Raw genomic sequence first — 18,970 nt, forward strand, 5'->3', positions numbered from 1 at the left:
ACACTTTGGATGAATCCTCTTGTAACCATCATAATCCCGATTTTTAAGGTTGAAAAATTCGTCGTAAGGTGCCTTCAATCGGTTGTCAATCAGTTATATAGTAATATTGAATGTATTCTGGTTAATGATGCGTCGCCCGATGCTTCTATAGAAATGGCGCAGGAGTTTATTTCCAAATATCCCGATTTTGATTTTAAAATTATCAACCAACCCTTCAACCAAGGCCTTTCTATGGCGAGAAACGCCGGGATGGATGCTGCAAGCGGAAAATATATCTATTTCCTCGACAGTGACGATGAAATCACGAATTATGCCATCCAAAATCTGGTACAATTAGCCGAAGAAACCGGCGCAGAAATGGTCTTGGGGCAGAGCGTCTGCATCAATGAAGAAGAAGGCTGGACGAGAAATTATTTCCCCATCGATGCTGAAAAAGATATTCTCGAAAGCAATCAAGAGATCGTCTGGAATTTTGCAAAAGGAAAATATCCCGTGATGGCTTGCGACAAGCTAATAAAGAGGGATTTCTTGATGAAAAATAAACTCTATTTTGTAAAAGACCTTTTCTCGCAAGACGTTCTCTGGAGTTTTCAAAGTATGCTGAAATTTGAAAAAATTGCTTTCTTAAGAGAGGATACTTATCTCTATTATTTCCACAGCGCTTCTATCATCCATAATCGCGGTGAAAAGCATTTCGGGAACTGGATTACGATTGCTGAATATATGGACAAGGCTTACCGAGAGGAAAAAAATCAGTATAACAAAAAATTAATCTTAGAAAATCTGGTGAACTTCAAAGCGACAACTTTGGAAATGAACTGGAAAGCCCAAAAAAATGAGGCTCTTTGGAAAAGAAGTTACAAAGCCTACAATCAATTATCCGGTCTTAGCTTGCCCCATTATTTTTCAAAAGACTATTCTGCAAAATTGAAAAAACAGGACTTGTTTTACCGCTTGCCTTTGTTTATGGGTTATCCATTTTTCCGATGGCGTTTTGAACGATAAATTTGGTAGGACTCAAGCCTGCATCGCAGAATTCGCTCTTTTTACAATCTGGTCACGCCATTTTCTTTTGCAAGAATGCCTTTCACATCATAAATTATTCCGTTTTCCGACAGCAGGTTTTTGATGTTTAAGGTTTCAAATTCCTTGTGAGAAACAGCCAGAACAACCGCTTCGTATTTTTTAAATGGCATTTTGGTGGAAGTTTCGATGCCGTATTCGTGCTTCACTTCATCAGGATTGGCCCAAGGATCAAAAATGCTGACGTTGATACCATAATCCTCAAGATTTCGCACCACATCCACCACTTTCGTATTCCTCACGTCGGGGCAATTTTCTTTGAAAGTGAAGCCTAAAACCAAAACATTCGCGCCATTCACTTTTAGATCCTGTTTCAGCATTTGCTTCACCGTTTCGCTCGCAACGTACTGGCCCATAGAGTCATTCATCCTTCTCCCCGCAAGGATAATTTCCGGGTGATAGCCAAATTCTTGTGCTTTCTGCGCCAGATAATAAGGATCTACGCCGATGCAATGACCGCCCACTAGACCCGGTTGGAAAGGCAAAAAATTCCATTTTGTTGCTGCCGCTTTCAGAACGTCGTGCGTATCGATGCCCATCAGATTGAAAATCTTTGCCAACTCATTCACGAAGGCGATATTGATGTCGCGCTGAGAATTTTCGATCACCTTTGCCGCTTCTGCCACTTTGATGTTCGGCGCGAGATAAGTCCCCGCTTCGATGACAGACTTATAAAGATCATCCACAATTTTACCAATTTCCGGCGTCGAGCCTGCTGTCACCTTCAGGATTTTTTCTACCGTATGCAATTTATCTCCCGGATTGATTCTTTCCGGAGAATAGCCAGCAAAGAAATCAGTATTGAATTTTAAACCTGAATTTTTTTCCAGAACGGGAACGCATTCTTCTTCGGTAACACCGGGATAAACCGTGGATTCATAGATCACAATATCACCTTTTTTCAGAACCTTTCCGACGGTTTCGCTGGCTTTGTAAAGCGGCGTGAGATCCGGGCGGTTGTTTTTGTCCACCGGCGTCGGAACGGTGACGATGTAAACATTGGAATCGGCGATATCTTCGATTTTATCAGAACAGAACAAGCCTTTTTCTCCAGATTTCGGATTTTTGGAAACCAAAGACGCCTTCAGTAACGCATCGGAAACCTCCAAAGTATCGTCTTTCCCGGACTTGAGTTCGGCGATTCTTTTTTCATTTATATCAAATCCGACGACGGGATATTTGGTGGAGAATAATCGTGCCAATGGCAAGCCCACATAACCCAATCCGATGATTGTAATTTTATGATTCATAATTCTATTTTAAATTTTCCCAGTACCAGCTAACCGCTTCTTTCAGGCCTTCCTGCATAGAATATTTTGGCTGATAATCCAGTAGCTTTTTTGCCTTTTCTATGCTTGCAAGCGAATGAGGCACATCGCCTTTTCTATAATCGCCGTAAATAATCTCTACATCGGCAATTTTTGGATCAAAATCTGCCAAATATTGTTTCAAATATTTTACAAGATCATTCAGTGTCGTTCGTTCTCCAAAAGCCGTGTTGTACACCTGATTCTGAGCTTCCGGATTTTCCGAAGTCAGCGCCAGAATATTCATGAGAATCACATTATCGATGTAGGTAAAGTCCCGCGAATATTCGCCGTCGCCGTTGATGACTGGAGCTTCGTGATTCATCAGTTGCATCACAAATTTGGGAATTACCGCGGCGTAGGCACCATTCGGATTTTGTTTTCTGCCGAAAACATTAAAATATCGCAAGCCAATCGTATCAAAATCATAAGTTCGCTTGAAAACCTCGGCGTAGAGCTCATTGACATATTTGGTAATGGCGTACGGGGAAAGTGGTTTTCCGATGACATCCTCTACTTTCGGAAGACTTTCGGAGTCGCCGTAAGTGGAAGAGCTAGCGGCATAAACGAATCTTTTGACGCCCGAATCCCTTGCCGCAACCAACATATTGAGAAATCCGCCGACATTGACCTCGTTGGTGGTTATCGGGTCGTTGATGGATCTCGGAACAGAGCCCAGCGCCGCCTCGTGTAGCACGAAATCTTGGTTTTCGCAGGCTTCTCGGCAGGTTTCCAGATCGCGGATATCGCCTTCTCTTAATTTGAAATTCGGGTTGTCTTTTATTGCTTCCAGATTCTCGCGAAATCCGGTGGAGAAATTATCAAGACAAGTGACCTTAGCGCCAAGATTCAGAAGTTCTTCGCAAAGATTGGAACCGATAAACCCTGCGCCTCCGGTTACCAAAATATTTTTATGACTCAGCTTTTCTTTGAAGTTCATCTGTTAAGAGTAATATTTTTCCAAGATCCTACAGAGGTAGAATTCTTTGTTTGTAAGGGCGTTGCGTCGGAAATAATCTTCCACATCGGGTATATTGATGTCGTATCCGGAACCGCTTTTGATGAGGTTTAGATCCAGTTTCTTATTGTAAAAACGCTCGATAATTTCAAGGATTTCGATGATTGTATAATTCTGAACATAGGCGACATTAATAATTTTATTGAAGTTTTGGTTATTTAACAATTCAAATGTAATATTTTTTATATCATCGGTATCTATGAGGTTGCGGGTTGCTTTGGTATGGACATTGATGGTTTCGTGGTTTTTGATAGATCTCATCAGGTAATTCATGAGTAGATTAGGATTGCCGCCCTTCCCCACAGCATTGCTGACCCGCAGAATGAGATATTTTTGACAAGAATTTTTTATGATTTGCTCCATTTTGAGTTTGTGCAGCACATAATCGCTTCCGGTTTTGGAAGAGTCGTAGATGCTGCAGGTGGAGAAATAAACAAAAATTTTTTCGGGATTTTCTCGAATGGTTTTTGTGATCAGATTTTCTTCTCGTGAGAATTCTTCCGCTCTCTTTTCCAGCGAGTTGGAGACGCCTGAGGCGAAGAAGACGGTATCTCCCCGGTCGTTGCCTATGAAAAGCGATGCTATAAGTCCTTTGCCGATGATCATTTTCTATGGTTGTAATAATTTTTGGGAGATGAGTTTTTCTCAATTCTCAGATAAGTTGCAGGAGAAGCAAAAATTTTCCGGCTCGCAATTTTGGTTTTAAAATTCCTTTTTATGACTTGTAGATGTTGCTGAATAAATATCAAAATTTAATTTGTAAAAGTACAAAAAAAGCATAATTTAGCGGGAAATAAGGTTAATTATAATCGGTTACAGCAACTTTTTTAGCCGGATCCGAAGCAGACAATATAAGAAGTTTTGGCTCAATTTCTCAGCCTTCCGAAGTTGTCTTTTCTGTCGATCACTCTTTTATAAATTTTTGGTCTTGGATTCACAGATATGGAAAAATTTCTTACCGTTTTTACCCCAACTTTTAATAGGGCATATATTCTTCCAAAATTATATCAAAGTCTGGCTAATCAAGCCAATAAGGATTTCCTTTGGCTCATCGTTGACGACGGCTCTTCGGACGGAACTCAAGAGTTGGTTGAGGCTTTTCGGCAGGAAAATAAAATTGAAATCCAATATATTTTTCAGGAAAACAAAGGGAAACATGTTGCGATAAATCACGGACTCCAAAATACCACCACCAAATTTTTTGTAGTGATTGACAGCGATGACTTCATTGCCAAAAATGCGATTGAAGAAATGAAAATCCTGGCAGATAAAATCCGAAAAGATGGTGAGGTTGCAGGATTTACTTTTATAAGATTTTCAGAAAAAGTCAACTTTGACCGAGAAAAATACGGCAAAAAGGAGTGGCTCGTGAGCGGCAGAAACGATTATGAGTGGGAGTTTCAGGGCGAAATGATCTATTGTTTCAAATCAGAAATCCACAAAAAGTTTCTTTTCCCTGAATTTGAAGGTGAAAAATTCTGCCAAGAATCTTTGGTTATCAGAAGAATAGAACGGCAGTATAAAATTCTCTTTACAGACAAAGTCCTTGCTCACGGAGATTATTTGGAAGACGGATTGATGAGCAACTTCTATGCGCTGCTAATCAAAAATCCCAAAAGTTCTCTACTAAAGCTACAGGAGCTCTATCAAGATGAGCTGACGGCCGCGGAAAGGTTTTATTTCGCGAAAGTATATTGGGACATTGCATCGAAATCGGGGGCGTCTTTCAGAACCAAATTTTTCGGCATCAATCCGTTTCTTATAATGAAAGTGCTCTTTAACAAACTCAAAAAATGACAAAAATCTCCATCATCATCCCCGTTTATAATGCCGAAAACTACATCATAAGGTGTCTGGATTCTATTAGAAATCAGACGTACAAAAACTATGAAGTGATTATTATCGATGATGAAAGCAAAGATAATTCTTGGAACTTGTTGAGCGAATATGCAGCTGATAATCAACCTATTAATTTTAGAATATTCAAGAACGAAATTAATCTTGGCCTCAGTAAAACCCGAAATCGAGGAATGGATCTTGCGATGGGAGATTACATTTTTTTTATGGATATTGATGATGCATTGGTCGATAATTTCTCATTGCAGCATTTTGCAGAAGCCACAGAAAACAATCCCGACATTGTGATTGGAAAGACCCGTTTTCTGCAGAAAGACGAGCCCAAAGAAAGCAACTATCACACACTGAAGAATACTAAAAACACTTATCAAGACAACGAAGTTGTCGATGGCTTTTTGTCCGGCCAATGGGCGGTTACGGCGTGGAATAAACTATACAAATCGTCATTTTTGAAAGACAATCAACTCCGCTTTCCCGATAATCTTTTGCACGAGGACGAGCTTTGGGCTTTCGAAACGGCCATTGCTGCCAGAAAGGTCAACTTTTTGGATTTTGAAACTTACAATTATTATTCCCTATCCAATCCCGGATCGATTACTGCAACGATGGATCTGAAAAACATCGAACATTATCTTATTATCCTGACCAAAAAACTTGAAATCGCACAGAAAAAAGATCTTTACCAAAAGACCGAACTGATAGGAAATTACCTCAAACATTTCGCCAATGTTGTGATTATAAGCAGAGTATGCAAAACAGACTTTTTTGTTTTCAAAAGTTTCTATGAGAAAATAAATTTAGCTTTTGAACAACATTTTCCCAAAAAAGGAGAATTCTCATTAAATCCGCGACTCGCTTTCTATCTTTACAAAATGAGGTATGACGAAGGCTTTTTCTTGTATCGGAAACTTCCGAAATATGTGAACCGACTGCTGAAAATCTAATCCACGAATTTTCTTTCGTAGTTTCTTTTTCGATAGATGAGCTTGTAGATTTTGTTTTTAAAATTTCTCAGCATTGTGCCGGGTTTGCTATGGTAAAATTGGGCATATTCGTCAAAATGTCTTGCCATATTCTGGATTTCTAAAGACACATTCTCGGCCAGATATTTTTTTTGCTCGCCAACGCCCAGTTCGTGATTGATCGTGCTGATGCCGGTTTTCTCAAAAATACTGATAAACTGATCGATATATTTCTGCGAAATATTGTGATGAATAAAAAGATCCATCATAAAAGTCCAGTCCGATGCAATTTTGTTTTGCTCATCATACATCCCGAATTTTGTAAACAATTCCTTTTTGAAGAAAGCTGACTGATGGCAGATGGGCTCTTTCAGAAGCGAGCCGATTGTTATTTTGGAGGGGATTCTGTATTCATATTTTTTGCGGTTTTCCAGTTCGTAATACGCATTTCCGTACACGATGTCTTCGTTCCCAAAATGAGGCGCGATCTTTTCCAGAATTTCGGGCGAAGAGAACCGGTCGCCGCTGTTCATGAAGATGAGGTAGTCTCCGCTTGCCTTTGCAATGCCTTTGTTCATCGCGTTGTAGATGCCGTTGTCCGGTTCGCTCACCCAATAATTGATCTGCTCGGAATAAGTTTCCAAGATTTCCTTGCTGCCATCATTAGAACCACCGTCTATTACAATGAATTCAAAGTCCTTATAAGACTGATTGACAACGCTTTTGATGGTCTCTTCCAAGCCAAATTGGTTGTTGAAATTAATGGTAATTACACTGATCATTTGTCAAAAATAAGTTTTTCTTGTTTGGAAATTTGCTGTTTTAGATTATTCTTTTCCAATTAGTAAAAGCCGGGCGATTTTGTTTCTGTTTATTATATCTATAACGAGCATTATAATTTGTATAATGACTATTGAAACGATTGGTAAAATGACAAGTGATGTAAGCCACCGGTTAAAAAAATAAAAATCAATGTATTGAGTCAAAAATTATAGTATTTGACATCGGCATTGCGGAAGATGCGCTGATCTTTTCGGAAGCGTTTGTAATCTGCAACGGTGCTTTTTATGCTGGTTTTAAGGCTCAATTATAATATTTTAAGATCCTCTTGTACCATTTCTTTTATCAGCGCTTTCAGGTCGTATTGGGGTTCCCAGCCAAGTTGCGTTTTGGATTTTGTGGGATCGCCGATTAAAACATCCACTTCAGTGGGTCTGTAATATTGCGGATCGATTTTCACCACCACTTTTCCGACTTCGAGTTGATAATGCGGATGCTTGCATTTAGCAACTTTTGCCACTTCGTTTTCATGTTCACCTTCGAAGTTCAGTTCAATTCCGGCTTCTTCAAAAGCCATCCGCACGAAATCTCTTACCGAGGTGGTTTTTCCCGTAGCGATGACGTAATCCTCCGCAACGTCTTGCTGCAGGATTCTCCACATCGCTTCTACATAATCTTTCGCGTGGCCCCAATCTCTTTGCGAATTAAGATTTCCGAGATATAAAGTTTCCTGTTTTCCTTTCGCAATTGCAGCGACAGCCCTCGTGATCTTTCTCGTGACGAATGTTTCGCCTCTTCTCGGAGATTCGTGGTTGAACAAGATGCCGTTGCAGGCGTAGATTCCATAGGCTTCGCGATAGTTTTTTGTGATCCAGAAGCCGTAGATTTTGGCAACGCCATACGGTGATCTTGGATAGAAAGGCGAGTTTTCGTCATAGAAACCGGCTGCGTTTTTATTTTGTTCCAAACCGCCATAAAGTTCGGAGGTCGAAGCCTGATAAATTCTGGTTTTCTTCTCCAAACCAAGAATCCTGACGGCTTCCAAAATTCTCAAAGTTCCTATTCCATCGACGTTGGCAACATACTCCGGCGAATCGAAGCTGACTTTCACGTGAGACATCGCGCCGAGGTTGTAGATCTCATCGGGTTGCACTTCTTGGATGATTCGGATAATATTGGTAGAATCTGTCAAATCGCCATAATGCAATTTGAAATGCACGTGTTTCTCGTGCTGATCTACATATAAATGGTCGATTCTCTGCGTGTTGAAAGAAGAAGCTCTTCTCTTGATCCCGTGGACCTCATAGCCTTTTTCCAAAAGCAATTCTGCCAGATATGATCCGTCTTGTCCCGTGACTCCCGTTATTAATGCTGTTTTCATCTTATTTTTGTTTGTATTTGTAACCTCTTATTTCTTTAATTATTTTGTCTGCTGTAATAATTTCCTGCGGTTCATAAATGTGATAATAAGGAACTTCTCCCATCACACTCGCCCAGTGAGAAAATGTTGACGGGGCGCCCAGAAGATAGTCTGTTTGAGAGATCAGAAATTGATCTTCAACTGGTCCTTCCTGCGACTGCTGCACATTCCCGAATTCGCTTCTGTACCTTTCCAAATCCAAGTTTTCGTCATTGGTACAGATCAAAAATTTATATTTTCCCTGTGGAATTACTGCCAGTAATTCTTTAATTTTTTTGATATAAATATCATCATCAAAGAAATATTTGCCACCCAAAAATTCTTTGTAATCGCCCCGCCGGATATGGACGCTGATGATCTTTTCGTTCGGCTTTTTTTGAAGATATTTTTGCGTCAGTTGCGCTTTATCAACCATTGGGTCGAAAAGATTCTGATAATATCTGATGTCCTCTTCCCGATAAAAATCATTGTTGAAAAACCAACCGTAGCAGAACGTTACAAGATAATCCTTCTTGATTTGTGCTCTGTACTCCGGGATTTTTGTTTCCTCTGTAAATCCTAAAATACAATTGGGATTCAGTTTTCTGTAATACTGGTTGTACAGCAACTTTTTAATTATTGTTGGTATTTTCGAAGATGCCGGAAGATTCGGAAACTGTGGACAGTATTTCTCATGAAAACTTGGCGAATAGAATCGCACGCCGTTTCTTCTGCAAAACGAGTCCAGATGCATAAACTGGAAAAGATCATTGCCGCGACCGCCGCCTAATATGGAAAGACAGATCAGCATTTAGTTTTTAAATTTCTTCTCGTAAACATCTCTTATTCCTTCTTCCAAACCGATTTTCGCTTTCCAACCAAGATTGTTAATCTTCGTAACGTCCATCAATTTTCTCGGCGTGCCATCCGGTTTTGAAGTGTCCCAAACCAAATCGCCCTCGTAGCCCACAATTTTCTTGACCAACAAAGCCAAATCTTTTATGCTGATATCCTCGCCCACACCCACGTTCACGTGTCCAAAATCATCGTAGTTCTGCATCAGAAAAATGCAAGCTTCCGCAAGATCGTCGGAATGGAGAAATTCTCTCAAAGGCTTTCCTGTTCCCCAAACGGTAACATTCGGAAGATTCTGTTCTTTGGCTTCGTGAAATTTTCTTAATAAAGCCGGTAAAACGTGCGAATTATTGAGGTCATAATTGTCATTCGGACCATACATATTCGTTGGCATTGCCGAAATAAAGTTAGAATTGTATTGGCTTCTGTACGCATCGCACATTTTGATGCCCGCGATTTTTGCAATGGCGTAAGGCTCGTTTGTAGGCTCCAAAGGTCCTGTCAAAAGCGAATCTTCTTTCAAAGGTTGCGGCGCCAATTTGGGATAGATGCAACTGGATCCCAAGAACAACAATTTCTTGACCCCGTTGATATGAGCCTGATGAATCACATTGTTTTGAATCATCAGATTTTCATAGAGAAACTCGGCTCTGTAAGTATTATTGGCCTGGATTCCGCCCACTTTTGCGGCTGCGAGAAAAACATATTGCGGCTTTTCTTGCGCAAAAAATTCGGCCGTGCGGTGCTGATCGCGCAGATCCAATTCTTGTGAAGTTCTGGTCACAAGATTGGTATAGCCGTGCTTTTCCAAGGCTCTTAGAATGGCGCTTCCCACCAAGCCTCGGTGACCGGCAACGTATATTTTCGAGTGTTTGTCCATCATTTTTTTATTTTGTAATAGGTCTTTTTTAAAAAAGAAGTGAGGCTGTTTTCTTCCGATTTATCAACCCGTCTCGAGGCGAGCACAATTTGGTCGGGATATTCGCCTTCGCTTTCTTCATCGCTGATTTCGATATTGATTTTTGTGTCATAATATCTCACAATGGCCGAGAGAATCGTCTGATCATACCGATGCGAGGCAAATCCTTCCAATTGATTGTCCCTTTCAAAAATCAGCGGATCGGTTACCAAATCTGGTCTGTAAACCATCACATCCAGCCAGTCTTTTACAAGTTGAACGGTTTCGGGTGTTTTTTTGAGAATGATAAATCCAGCCCAAAGTTTATTTTTTTCCAGCCATTCTTCGTCATTTTCAAACAGATTTTGGAATTGTTCTGCAGCAGATTTTTTGATCCAATATTTAAGTTTTGGACTATCTGTCAACTTTGGATTGAAGGCCTTCCAGCCATAGTCTTTTCCGTCTCGATACTGAAAAAAAAGCGCATCAGAATTTTTTAATTTATCAAACTGAAGCTGCCATCCGGCGGGATTTTTCAGCTCGCTGCCACAATCTACATAAACCAGAATATCGCCGTTATTGAGCTTGGACAGGCTGTCAAAAATCAAATAGGATTTCCAAATCCAATGACCGCCTTTTTTCTTATCCAGAAAAAGTGGAGACACTTTCAGGGCAAATGGCAAGTCGGAATATTCATAACGCTTGGTTTCGTCAAAAATATTCAAAGATTTGGCTTCCTCCAGAATTCTTTTGGACGATTGAAGAAAAGCGTTGCTTCCGTAGGTAATGAATTTCTTTTTCAAAATTTATTTTAAATATAAAAGACCCGCACTATCGATCTGGAAAACCCAACCGGTCTGCATTCTGGTGCCTTCGAACTCGACTCTTATTTTGCTTTTCAAATCGGTGTACATTTTCTTTCCGGGATCTGCGAGATACGCATTCATATAAAGATTCCCTTTGTTGATGCCTTCAGGAAGCTGAATGGTTCTTTCCAACACGAATTTCCCTTTCGGATATTTTTTCGCCCCTTCGTAATGTCCCGGAGCATAAAACATCATCGGGATATCAAAATTATTAAAAAAACGAGCTTCTAATTCAAATTCTGCATCGTCGGTCAACTCGCCTTCTATTCGGATATTGATTTCGTTGTTATCAAAATTCATCGGAACAAGCGTTCCCTTGATGCCATTGGCGGAGAAATGCGAAATGCTAAGGTTTGGATCTTTGATATTCAAAACATCCAAAATAGAAGCGTCTGCAGAAATGTTGTCATTTGAGTAAAGATTGATGCATTCATCAATGTTTCCGTTGTATTTTATGCTTCCTTGCTCAAGGAAAATTCCTTTGTTGCAAAGCTGTTTGATGGCCGCCATATTGTGGCTTACGAACAGAACCGTCCTCCCTTCGCCACTGCTGACATCGCCCATTTTTCCAAGACATTTTTTCTGAAACTCGAGATCTCCCACAGCAAGCACTTCGTCCACAATCAGGATTTCGCTTTCCAAATGCGCCGCCACCGCAAAGGCCAATCGGACGTACATTCCTGAACTATAACGCTTTACTGGCGTGTCGATGTATTTTTCAACACCGGAAAAATCGACGATCTCGTCAAACTTTCTGGTAATTTCTTTACGGGTCATTCCAAGGATGGCGCCATTGAGGAACACGTTTTCGCGGCCCGTCATCTCCGGATGGAAGCCCGTTCCCACTTCCAACAACGAAGCGATTCTTCCTTTGGTATAAATAGTTCCCGTCGTTGGTTTAGTGACTTTACTCAGTAATTTTAGCAAAGTTGATTTTCCGGCGCCGTTTCTGCCAATGATTCCCACAGCATCGCCTTGTTCCACTTCAAAGTTGATATCTTTCAGAGACCAAACATAGTCGCTTTGGCTTTTCACCGTTCGGTCATTCACTTCGCCAATTCGCAAATAAGGATCTTCTTTGCCTCTTATTTTATGCCAAAAACGGTTGAGATCGTGGGACAGCGTTCCTGTACCGACTTGACCAAGACGGTATTGTTTGGAAATATTTTCTGCCTTTATGGCGATGGGTCTTGTCATTCCCTGTGTTTAACGAATTTTGCCGGCACGCCGGCGACTACTGTATTTTCTTCAACGTTTTTTGTAACGGCGCTTCCGGCGGCAATCACAGCGCCACTGCCGATTTTGACGCCGGCCATAATTTGGACAGAACAGCCGATCCATACATCATCGCCAATTTCTACACCCCGGTTTTCAGTTTTCCAAGGCTGATCTTGTATATTGATTCCTTTTTTAAAAGTGTGATCCGAGCCGATAATGCTGACTTGCTGCGAGATCAGGCAGTTTTTGCCGATTTTTATAGTCCCGCCGGCTGCTCTTATATTATTTTGTTCGCCGATGTATGTGTTCTCACCAATGATCAGTTTGCAGTCTTTTTTATCATTCTCATTCAGTACATAAATGACGGTAAATGCTCCTAAATAAACATTTTTTCCGATTTCGAGATTATTTATATCATCAAATGAAATCTGAGTGCGATGATCGATTTTGCAGCCAAATTGACGGTTAAGACGTTCTGCTTTCCTGTACTCCGTGATGAATCTATCAAAAGCAGGCTCCAGATAATAATACTTTCTCAGTGTCTTGAAAAATTTAAACCAATTCATAACAACAAATTATACCGTATCCATAAAGCCTTTCTCCACCTTGTTGAAAATCACCGTTCCCAAAGCTAAAGTGACCAAAATAATTGCAGTGCTGATGCCCAACATCACCGGACTGAAGTCGCCAACACCCAGCCAAGCGTATTTGAAACATTCGAAAATCCCGGTCAAGGGATTGTAATAGGAAAGCGTTCTGAAAACGCCTTTCAAGCTCGAAGCAGGATAGATCACGGGCGTTGCGTACATATACAAACTAATTCCAAATGATAAAAGCATCTGAAGATCGCGATATTTGGTAGTCAATGAGGAGAAAATCATTCCTAATCCTAAAGCAAAAATCGCCATCAACGCAATGAGCAAAGGCGTTGCCAAGATCCACCAGTTGGGTTGCACTTCGCCCAAGTATAAATAATAAAAAAACACGACCAAAAACAAAAGCATCTGCACGCCCAGCTTCATCAGGTTCGAAAAAACAATGGAAATCGGCATAATCAATCTGGGAAAATAGACTTTCCCAAATATTCCTGCATTGGCGGTAAACACATTGGATGTGGAGGAAAGACAAGTCGAGAAATAATTCCACAGCGTGACACCCGAGAGATAGAACAGGATTTTAGGCGCACCGTCCGTCGATAATTTGGCGATATTTCCAAATACAACAATGTAAACAACAGTGGTAAAAATGGGATTGATGAAAAACCAAATGGGTCCCAAAATGGTCTGTTTGAAACTGGAAACAAAATCCCGCTTCACGAACATATAAACCAAGTCTCTGTAGCGCCAGACTTCCTTCAGATTGAGATCCAAAAGCGAATGGCTGGAGCCGATGGTCTCTGTCCACTGATGATTTTGAGTGTCGCTCATTTGTGTTTTTTGTTTTTTTTCTAATTATTGGATTAGCATTTTCAAGTAGTCGCCATAGCCACTTTTGCCATATTTTGCAGCCGTTTCCAGAAGTTTTTCTTCGTCGATGAAGCCATTTCTGAAAGCAATTTCCTCGATGCAGCCGATTTTGAAACCTTGTCTTTTTTCGATCACGCTTACAAATTCCGAAGCGTCTTGAAGAGAATCAAAAGTTCCCGTATCGAGCCAGGCCGTGCCGCGGTCGAGAACGCCGACTTCGAGTTTACCTTTGCTAAGATAAACATTATTGATATCGGTGATTTCCAACTCGCCTCTTGCAGATGGTTTTATATTTTTCGCAATTTCAACGACCTCATTATCATAAAAATAAAGTCCAGGAACAGCGTAATTGGATTTTGGTTTTGTGGGTTTTTCCTCAATAGAAAGCGCTTTCAGATCTTTGTCAAATTCTACCACGCCGTATCTCTCGGGATCGGAAACGTGATACGCGAAAACCACGCCTCCATCGGGATTGGTTTTGTTTTTTAGTAACGTTCCCATCTCGGAACCGTAGAAAATATTATCGCCCAAAACCAAAGCTGCAGAATCATCACCAACGAACCGGTCACCCAAAATAAATGCCTGCGCCAATCCGTCCGGACTTGGCTGGACCACATATTCAATATTACAGCCAAGTTGCGATCCATCGCCCAAAAGCTTGATGAAACCTGCCTGATCGTGTGGCGTTGTGATGATCAAAATATCCTTGATTCCGGCCAACAATAAAGTCGAAAGCGGATAATAAATCATTGGTTTATCATAAACCGGCATCAGCTGCTTGCTGACGGCAATTGTTAATGGGAAAAGTCTGGTTCCGGATCCGCCGGCTAATATGATTCCTTTCATTTATGCGTTTGTGTTTTTACGAATATTGACTGTCGTAATATTTCTGATACTCGCCGGAAGTTACATTCTCCAGCCATTCTTGGTTTTCCAAGAACCAATCAATGGTTTTTGCAAGACCTTGCTCGAAAGTTACAGACGGTTTCCAGCCGAGATCTCTGTTGAGTTTCGTAGCATCGATGGCATAGCGCTTGTCGTGTCCCGGTCTGTCTTTTACAAACGTGATCAGTTTTTCCGAGTATCCGGCCGGTCTCCCCAACTTTTCATCCATTTGTTTGATTAATTCTTTTACCAAGTCGATGTTCTTCCACTCGTTGAATCCGCCGATATTATAGGTTTCTCCAGTTTTAGCTTCATTAAAGATCTGATGAATAGCTTTGGCGTGATCGACCACGAACAGCCAGTCTCGGGTATAATTTCCGTCGCCGTAGATTGGCAATGGTTTTTCATTAATGATATTCAAAATACAGAGCGGAATCAACTTCTCAGGGAAATGATTTGGTCCGTAATTGTTGGAACAGTTTGAAAGAATAAAAGGCATTCCATAAGTATTTCCGTAAGCTCTTACCAAATGATCGGAAGCCGCTTTGGAAGCGGAATATGGCGATTGCGGATCATAAGGCGTTGTTTCTAAGAAGAAACCAGTTTCTCCCAAACTTCCATAAACTTCATCTGTAGAAACGTGATAAAATAAGTTTTTTCTTGGTTCATCCGGGAATCTGCCGTGCGTGTGATCCGGGTTAAGAGTCCAAAATTCCACACAAAGGTTGAGAAGATTTGCCGTTCCGTTTACGTTGGTGTTGATGAATGCATTCGGGTCTGTGATGCTTCTGTCCACGTGGCTTTCGGCGGCCAAATGAACTATTGCATCCGGATTGTATTTTTCGAAAACTTTTCTAAGTTCTTCCGGTTTGGTGATATCTGCTTTTTCGAAAACGTAGTTTGGTTCGTTTTCGATGTCTTTTAGATTTTCAAGGTTTCCGGCATAGGTCAATGCATCAAGATTGATGATGGTGGAGTCCGGATTATTTTTTACAAATTCTCGTACAACGTGCGAACCTATGAAACCGGCACCTCCGGTAATGATTATGTTTTTCATTGGTGATATTATTGGATAATTAGTTTCCGGCCGATGCTTTTGTAGAAAAAATGATGTTGCTCCGCCACTTCCAGCGGGAACATATTTCTACCGTCAAAAATGGCTTTGTTATTCATTTTTTTCGCCATCAGATTGAAGTTGGGATTTTTAAATTCCGGCCATTCGGTGGCTATCAACAAGGCGTCTGCGCCATCAAGTGCTGAATACATATCTTTCGCGTAAGTGATCTTTTCACCCAATATTTTCTTTACATTTTCTTCAGCGATAGCGTCATAAGCTACTACTTCAGCGCCTTTTTCTAATAATAATTTGATATTGTCGAGAGAAGACGCCTCGCGGATGTCGTCTGTATTAGCTTTGAAAGCCAGTCCCCAAACCGCAATTTTTTTACCTTGCAGACTTCCTCCGAAATATTTTTCCAATTCGGGAATCAAGATGACTTTTTGAGTTTTATTAATATTTTCAGTGGCCTCCAGAAGTTGGAAATCGTAGCCTTCCTGCTTTCCACTGTTTAGTAACGCTTTCACATCTTTCGGGAAACAGCTGCCGCCGTAACCAATGCCCGGGAAAAGGAATCTGTGGCCGATTCGGTCGTCGCTTCCCATTCCAAGCCGCACCAGATCTACATCGGCGCCCACTTTTTCGCAGAAATTGGCAATCTCATTCATAAAAGTGATTTTCACGGCAAGGAAGGAGTTGGCAGCGTATTTAGTGAGTTCCGATGATCGCTCGTCCATATTAATAATAGGAACACCGATATTGCTAAAGGGCTGATACAATTTAGCCATGATTGTTCGTGCTTTTTGAGACGACGATCCGATGATGACTCTGCTGGGATTCATACAATCTTCCACGGCAAAACCTTCCCGCAAGAATTCTGGATTAGAAACCACATCAAACGGAATATCTGTTTTTGCGGCAATCGTTTGTTTCACTCGGTCTGCTGTCCCAACCGGAACTGTGCTTTTGTTGACAATGACTTTATATTCCGTCATCAAATCTCCGATATCATTGGCAACTTTCAAAACGTAGGAGAGATCGGCAGAGCCATCTTCGCCGGGAGGCGTGGGCAAGGCCAGAAAGATGACTTCACTTTTTTCCAAAGCTTCTTTCAGATCGGTCGTAAAAAAAATTCTTTCTGCCTGAATATTTCTGAGAAACATCTCTTCGAGACCCGGTTCGTAGATGGGAACAATGCCGTTCTTCATCGCTGCGACTTTTTTTTCATCGATATCTACGCAATAGACCGAGTTTCCTAATTCTGCAAGGGTGGTTCCGGTAACCAAGCCCACATAGCCGGTGCCAACAATTGTAATATTCACCAAGAATAATTTTAAATTCAGGGCAAAAATAAGAAATTTTAGAAGAAGTATCTGTAAATGGAACAGGAGCTTTTGTTTGTTATAATAAATTTGATTATCTTTGCATCGGATTTACGGGAAAATGGGAAGGCTTTCGCAAGAATGCCTTTTTTCGTAAATGAAATCAGGAGGAATATTATGGATTTTAAAACAGAATTGAGCCGCTTGCTTAATGAGTTTCTAAAAACAAGGCCAGATCTTTTTTTAGTAGACCTGAAAATCTCTGCAAGCTCCGATGTCACCGTGATTTTGGATGGCGATCAAGGCGTCACACTCCAAGATTGTCTGGATGTTAGCAGGGCGGTAGAATTCAATATGGATCGCGAGATTCACGATTTCAGTTTGCAGGTAATGTCTGCCGGGCTGGGTGAGCCTCTAAGGTTTCCGAGACAATTTAGAAAAAATATTGGGAGAGAGCTAGAAGTCACCCTGAACGATAACTCAGAAGTCCAAGGCGAGCTTATGACCGCCGATGATGAAAAAATCGTTTTGAAACGGGCATACAAACGGCCAAAAATAGTTGGAAAAGGAAAAGAAACCGTGATAGAAGAACGAGAAATCCCGTACGCCGACATCAAAAAAGCATTAGTAGTAATTAAATTTTAACAATCAGATGATTTGATTTTAGATCATTCATCACTTATCAATTATATATTAGGATATGGATAATTTAGCTTTAATAGAAGCCTTTGGTGATTTTAAAGAAATAAAAAATATCAGCAAAATAGACTTAATGGCTATTATCGAAGACTCTCTCAAGACTCTTCTCAGAAAAAGGTATGACTCCGATGATCATTTCGATGTTATCGTGAATCCGGACAAAGGGGATTTTCAAATATTTCTGAACAAAACGATCGTCGAAGACGAGATGTCTGAAGATGATGATTTGGAAATCGAAATCTCCGAAGTCAGGAAAATCGATCCCACCTTCGAAGTTGGAGAAGAATTTACGCAGGAGATCGACATTGACAAGCTGGGCAGAAGAAGCATCCTGACGCTTAAGCAAATCTTGGCTACAAAAATCCAAGAGCATTTCAATGCCGCGTTGTACGACCAATTCAGAGACAGAATCGGCGAAATCGTCATCGGCGAGGTACACCATATCCGTCATAAACACGTGATCCTGCTGGATGATGATGATAACGAATTCATCTTGCCAAAGGAAAATCAGATCCCGTCCGACTTCTTCAAAAAAGGAGAAACCGTGAGGGGCATTATAGAAAGTGTGGATTTCCGAGGTTCTAAACCGCAAATTATTATTTCCAGAACGGCACCGAAGTTTTTGGAACAATTGCTAGAACTAGAAATTCCCGAGATCCAAGACGGCACCATCATCCTGAAAAAAGTAGTAAGAATCCCGGGAGAGAAAGCCAAAATCGCCGTGGATGCGTATGACGACAGAATAGATCCGGTGGGCGCATGTGTCGGCGTGAAAGGTTCCAGAATTCACAGTGTGGTGCGGGAACTGAGAAATGAAAATATCGACGTCATCCAATGGTCAAAAAATCCTGAAATCTTTGTAAAAAGAGCCTTGGGAAATATCATCATCAATAAAATCGAAATCAACGAAGATTCTCATTATGCCTTGGTTTACACACCAGTCGAAGAGATTTCTAAAGTCATTGGCAAGCAAGGTCAAAATATCAAATTGGCATCCTGGTTGACGGGTTACGAGATCGATGTGTACAGAGAAACTTCTGACGATGACGATGTCGAGTTGCGAGAATTCTCTGATGAGATCGAAGTTTGGATCATCGATGAGTTCAAAAAAGTGGGGCTTACAACGGCAAGAAGCGTCTTAGACAAAGACACGGAAGCGCTATTGAAAATCGTGGATCTGGAGGAAGAAACCATCGAGGATGTAAAGAATATTCTAAGAGAAGAATTGGAAGGATAAAAAATAGAAAAAATAGAAAAATTCGGAATTGACTTCTGAAGCACTAAAATCCAAAAAAATA

19 protein-coding genes are annotated in these 18,970 nt (G+C 40.9%); 5 read left to right on the forward strand and 14 right to left on the reverse strand.

What is annotated here, in order from left to right:
• Positions 1 to 9 precede the first annotated feature (9 nt).
• Positions 10 to 1,005, forward strand: a complete 996-nt coding sequence (locus tag DTW91_RS00395) for a glycosyltransferase (protein ID WP_125201443.1) — start codon at positions 10 to 12, stop codon at positions 1,003 to 1,005.
• Between the two features lie 41 nt (positions 1,006 to 1,046).
• Here DTW91_RS00395 and DTW91_RS00400 read toward each other — a convergent pair whose 3' ends face one another.
• From DTW91_RS00400 to DTW91_RS00410, 3 genes are read right to left on the reverse strand one after another with little or no spacing between them, the layout of a single operon-like run.
• Entirely contained in the window at positions 1,047 to 2,333 is a 1,287-nt protein-coding gene (locus tag DTW91_RS00400) for a nucleotide sugar dehydrogenase (RefSeq protein ID WP_125201444.1), read from the reverse strand.
• A gap of 4 nt (positions 2,334 to 2,337) precedes the next feature.
• The gene (locus DTW91_RS00405) at positions 2,338 to 3,330 is read right to left on the reverse strand and encodes an SDR family oxidoreductase (protein WP_125201445.1); all 993 of its coding nucleotides are present in this window, start codon (positions 3,328 to 3,330) and stop codon (positions 2,338 to 2,340) included.
• A 3-nt stretch (positions 3,331 to 3,333) separates the two neighbouring features.
• Positions 3,334 to 4,014, reverse strand: coding sequence for an NAD-dependent epimerase/dehydratase family protein (locus DTW91_RS00410; RefSeq protein ID WP_125201446.1), 681 nt, complete (start codon positions 4,012 to 4,014; stop codon positions 3,334 to 3,336).
• A 336-nt stretch (positions 4,015 to 4,350) separates the two neighbouring features.
• Between DTW91_RS00410 and DTW91_RS00415 the strand changes: the two genes are divergently transcribed.
• Together DTW91_RS00415 and DTW91_RS00420 are read left to right on the forward strand one after the other, a co-directional pair.
• Positions 4,351 to 5,205: a glycosyltransferase family A protein gene (locus tag DTW91_RS00415; protein WP_125201447.1), complete on the forward strand. Its 855-nt coding sequence runs from the start codon at positions 4,351 to 4,353 to the stop codon at positions 5,203 to 5,205.
• Complete coding sequence (locus DTW91_RS00420; protein WP_125201448.1) at positions 5,202 to 6,209, forward strand: glycosyltransferase family 2 protein; 1,008 nt, start codon at positions 5,202 to 5,204, stop codon at positions 6,207 to 6,209. The genes DTW91_RS00415 and DTW91_RS00420 overlap by 4 nt, the downstream gene beginning before the upstream one ends.
• Here DTW91_RS00420 and DTW91_RS00425 read toward each other — a convergent pair.
• From DTW91_RS00425 to DTW91_RS00475, 11 genes are all read right to left on the reverse strand, one after another.
• A complete protein-coding gene (locus DTW91_RS00425; protein WP_125201449.1) occupies positions 6,206 to 7,009 on the reverse strand; it encodes a glycosyltransferase family 2 protein in 804 nt (267 codons plus the stop codon). The genes DTW91_RS00420 and DTW91_RS00425 overlap by 4 nt on opposite strands.
• 305 nt (positions 7,010 to 7,314) lie before the next feature.
• Positions 7,315 to 8,388, reverse strand: coding sequence for a GDP-mannose 4,6-dehydratase (gmd, locus tag DTW91_RS00430; RefSeq protein ID WP_125201450.1), 1,074 nt, complete (start codon positions 8,386 to 8,388; stop codon positions 7,315 to 7,317).
• 1 nt (position 8,389) lies between these two features.
• Positions 8,390 to 9,217 carry an alpha-1,2-fucosyltransferase gene (locus DTW91_RS00435; RefSeq protein WP_125201451.1) on the reverse strand — a complete coding sequence of 276 codons (828 nt, stop codon included), beginning with the start codon at positions 9,215 to 9,217 and terminating at the stop codon, positions 8,390 to 8,392.
• Entirely contained in the window at positions 9,218 to 10,141 is a 924-nt protein-coding gene (locus tag DTW91_RS00440) for a GDP-L-fucose synthase family protein (RefSeq protein WP_125201657.1), read from the reverse strand.
• The gene (locus DTW91_RS00445; protein WP_125201452.1) at positions 10,141 to 10,962 is read right to left on the reverse strand and encodes a hypothetical protein; all 822 of its coding nucleotides are present in this window, start codon (positions 10,960 to 10,962) and stop codon (positions 10,141 to 10,143) included. The genes DTW91_RS00440 and DTW91_RS00445 overlap by 1 nt, the downstream gene beginning before the upstream one ends.
• 3 nt (positions 10,963 to 10,965) lie before the next feature.
• Positions 10,966 to 12,222, reverse strand: a complete 1,257-nt coding sequence (locus DTW91_RS12770) for an ABC transporter ATP-binding protein (RefSeq protein WP_228412599.1) — start codon at positions 12,220 to 12,222, stop codon at positions 10,966 to 10,968.
• Entirely contained in the window at positions 12,219 to 12,809 is a 591-nt protein-coding gene (locus DTW91_RS00455; protein WP_125201453.1) for an acyltransferase, read from the reverse strand. The genes DTW91_RS12770 and DTW91_RS00455 overlap by 4 nt, the downstream gene beginning before the upstream one ends.
• A 9-nt stretch (positions 12,810 to 12,818) precedes the next feature.
• Positions 12,819 to 13,670 carry an ABC transporter permease gene (locus tag DTW91_RS00460; RefSeq protein WP_125201454.1) on the reverse strand — a complete coding sequence of 284 codons (852 nt, stop codon included), beginning with the start codon at positions 13,668 to 13,670 and terminating at the stop codon, positions 12,819 to 12,821.
• 24 nt (positions 13,671 to 13,694) lie between these two features.
• Positions 13,695 to 14,555 carry a glucose-1-phosphate thymidylyltransferase RfbA gene (rfbA, locus tag DTW91_RS00465; protein WP_125201455.1) on the reverse strand — a complete coding sequence of 287 codons (861 nt, stop codon included), beginning with the start codon at positions 14,553 to 14,555 and terminating at the stop codon, positions 13,695 to 13,697.
• 16 nt (positions 14,556 to 14,571) lie between these two features.
• Entirely contained in the window at positions 14,572 to 15,651 is a 1,080-nt protein-coding gene (rfbB, locus tag DTW91_RS00470) for a dTDP-glucose 4,6-dehydratase (RefSeq protein WP_125201456.1), read from the reverse strand.
• A gap of 8 nt (positions 15,652 to 15,659) precedes the next feature.
• The gene (locus DTW91_RS00475) at positions 15,660 to 16,973 is read right to left on the reverse strand and encodes a UDP-glucose dehydrogenase family protein (RefSeq protein ID WP_125201457.1); all 1,314 of its coding nucleotides are present in this window, start codon (positions 16,971 to 16,973) and stop codon (positions 15,660 to 15,662) included.
• A gap of 177 nt (positions 16,974 to 17,150) precedes the next feature.
• Here DTW91_RS00475 and rimP point away from each other — a divergent pair, with 177 nt between their 5' ends.
• Together rimP and nusA are read left to right on the forward strand one after the other, a co-directional pair.
• Positions 17,151 to 17,618 carry a ribosome assembly cofactor RimP gene (rimP, locus tag DTW91_RS00480; RefSeq protein WP_125201658.1) on the forward strand — a complete coding sequence of 156 codons (468 nt, stop codon included), beginning with the start codon at positions 17,151 to 17,153 and terminating at the stop codon, positions 17,616 to 17,618.
• 55 nt (positions 17,619 to 17,673) lie between these two features.
• Positions 17,674 to 18,909 carry a transcription termination factor NusA gene (nusA, locus tag DTW91_RS00485; protein ID WP_125201458.1) on the forward strand — a complete coding sequence of 412 codons (1,236 nt, stop codon included), beginning with the start codon at positions 17,674 to 17,676 and terminating at the stop codon, positions 18,907 to 18,909.
• The last annotated feature ends 61 nt before the right edge of the window (positions 18,910 to 18,970 follow it).

Source organism: Chryseobacterium sp. SC28 (genome assembly GCF_003932955.1).
GTDB lineage: Bacteria > Bacteroidota > Bacteroidia > Flavobacteriales > Weeksellaceae > Epilithonimonas.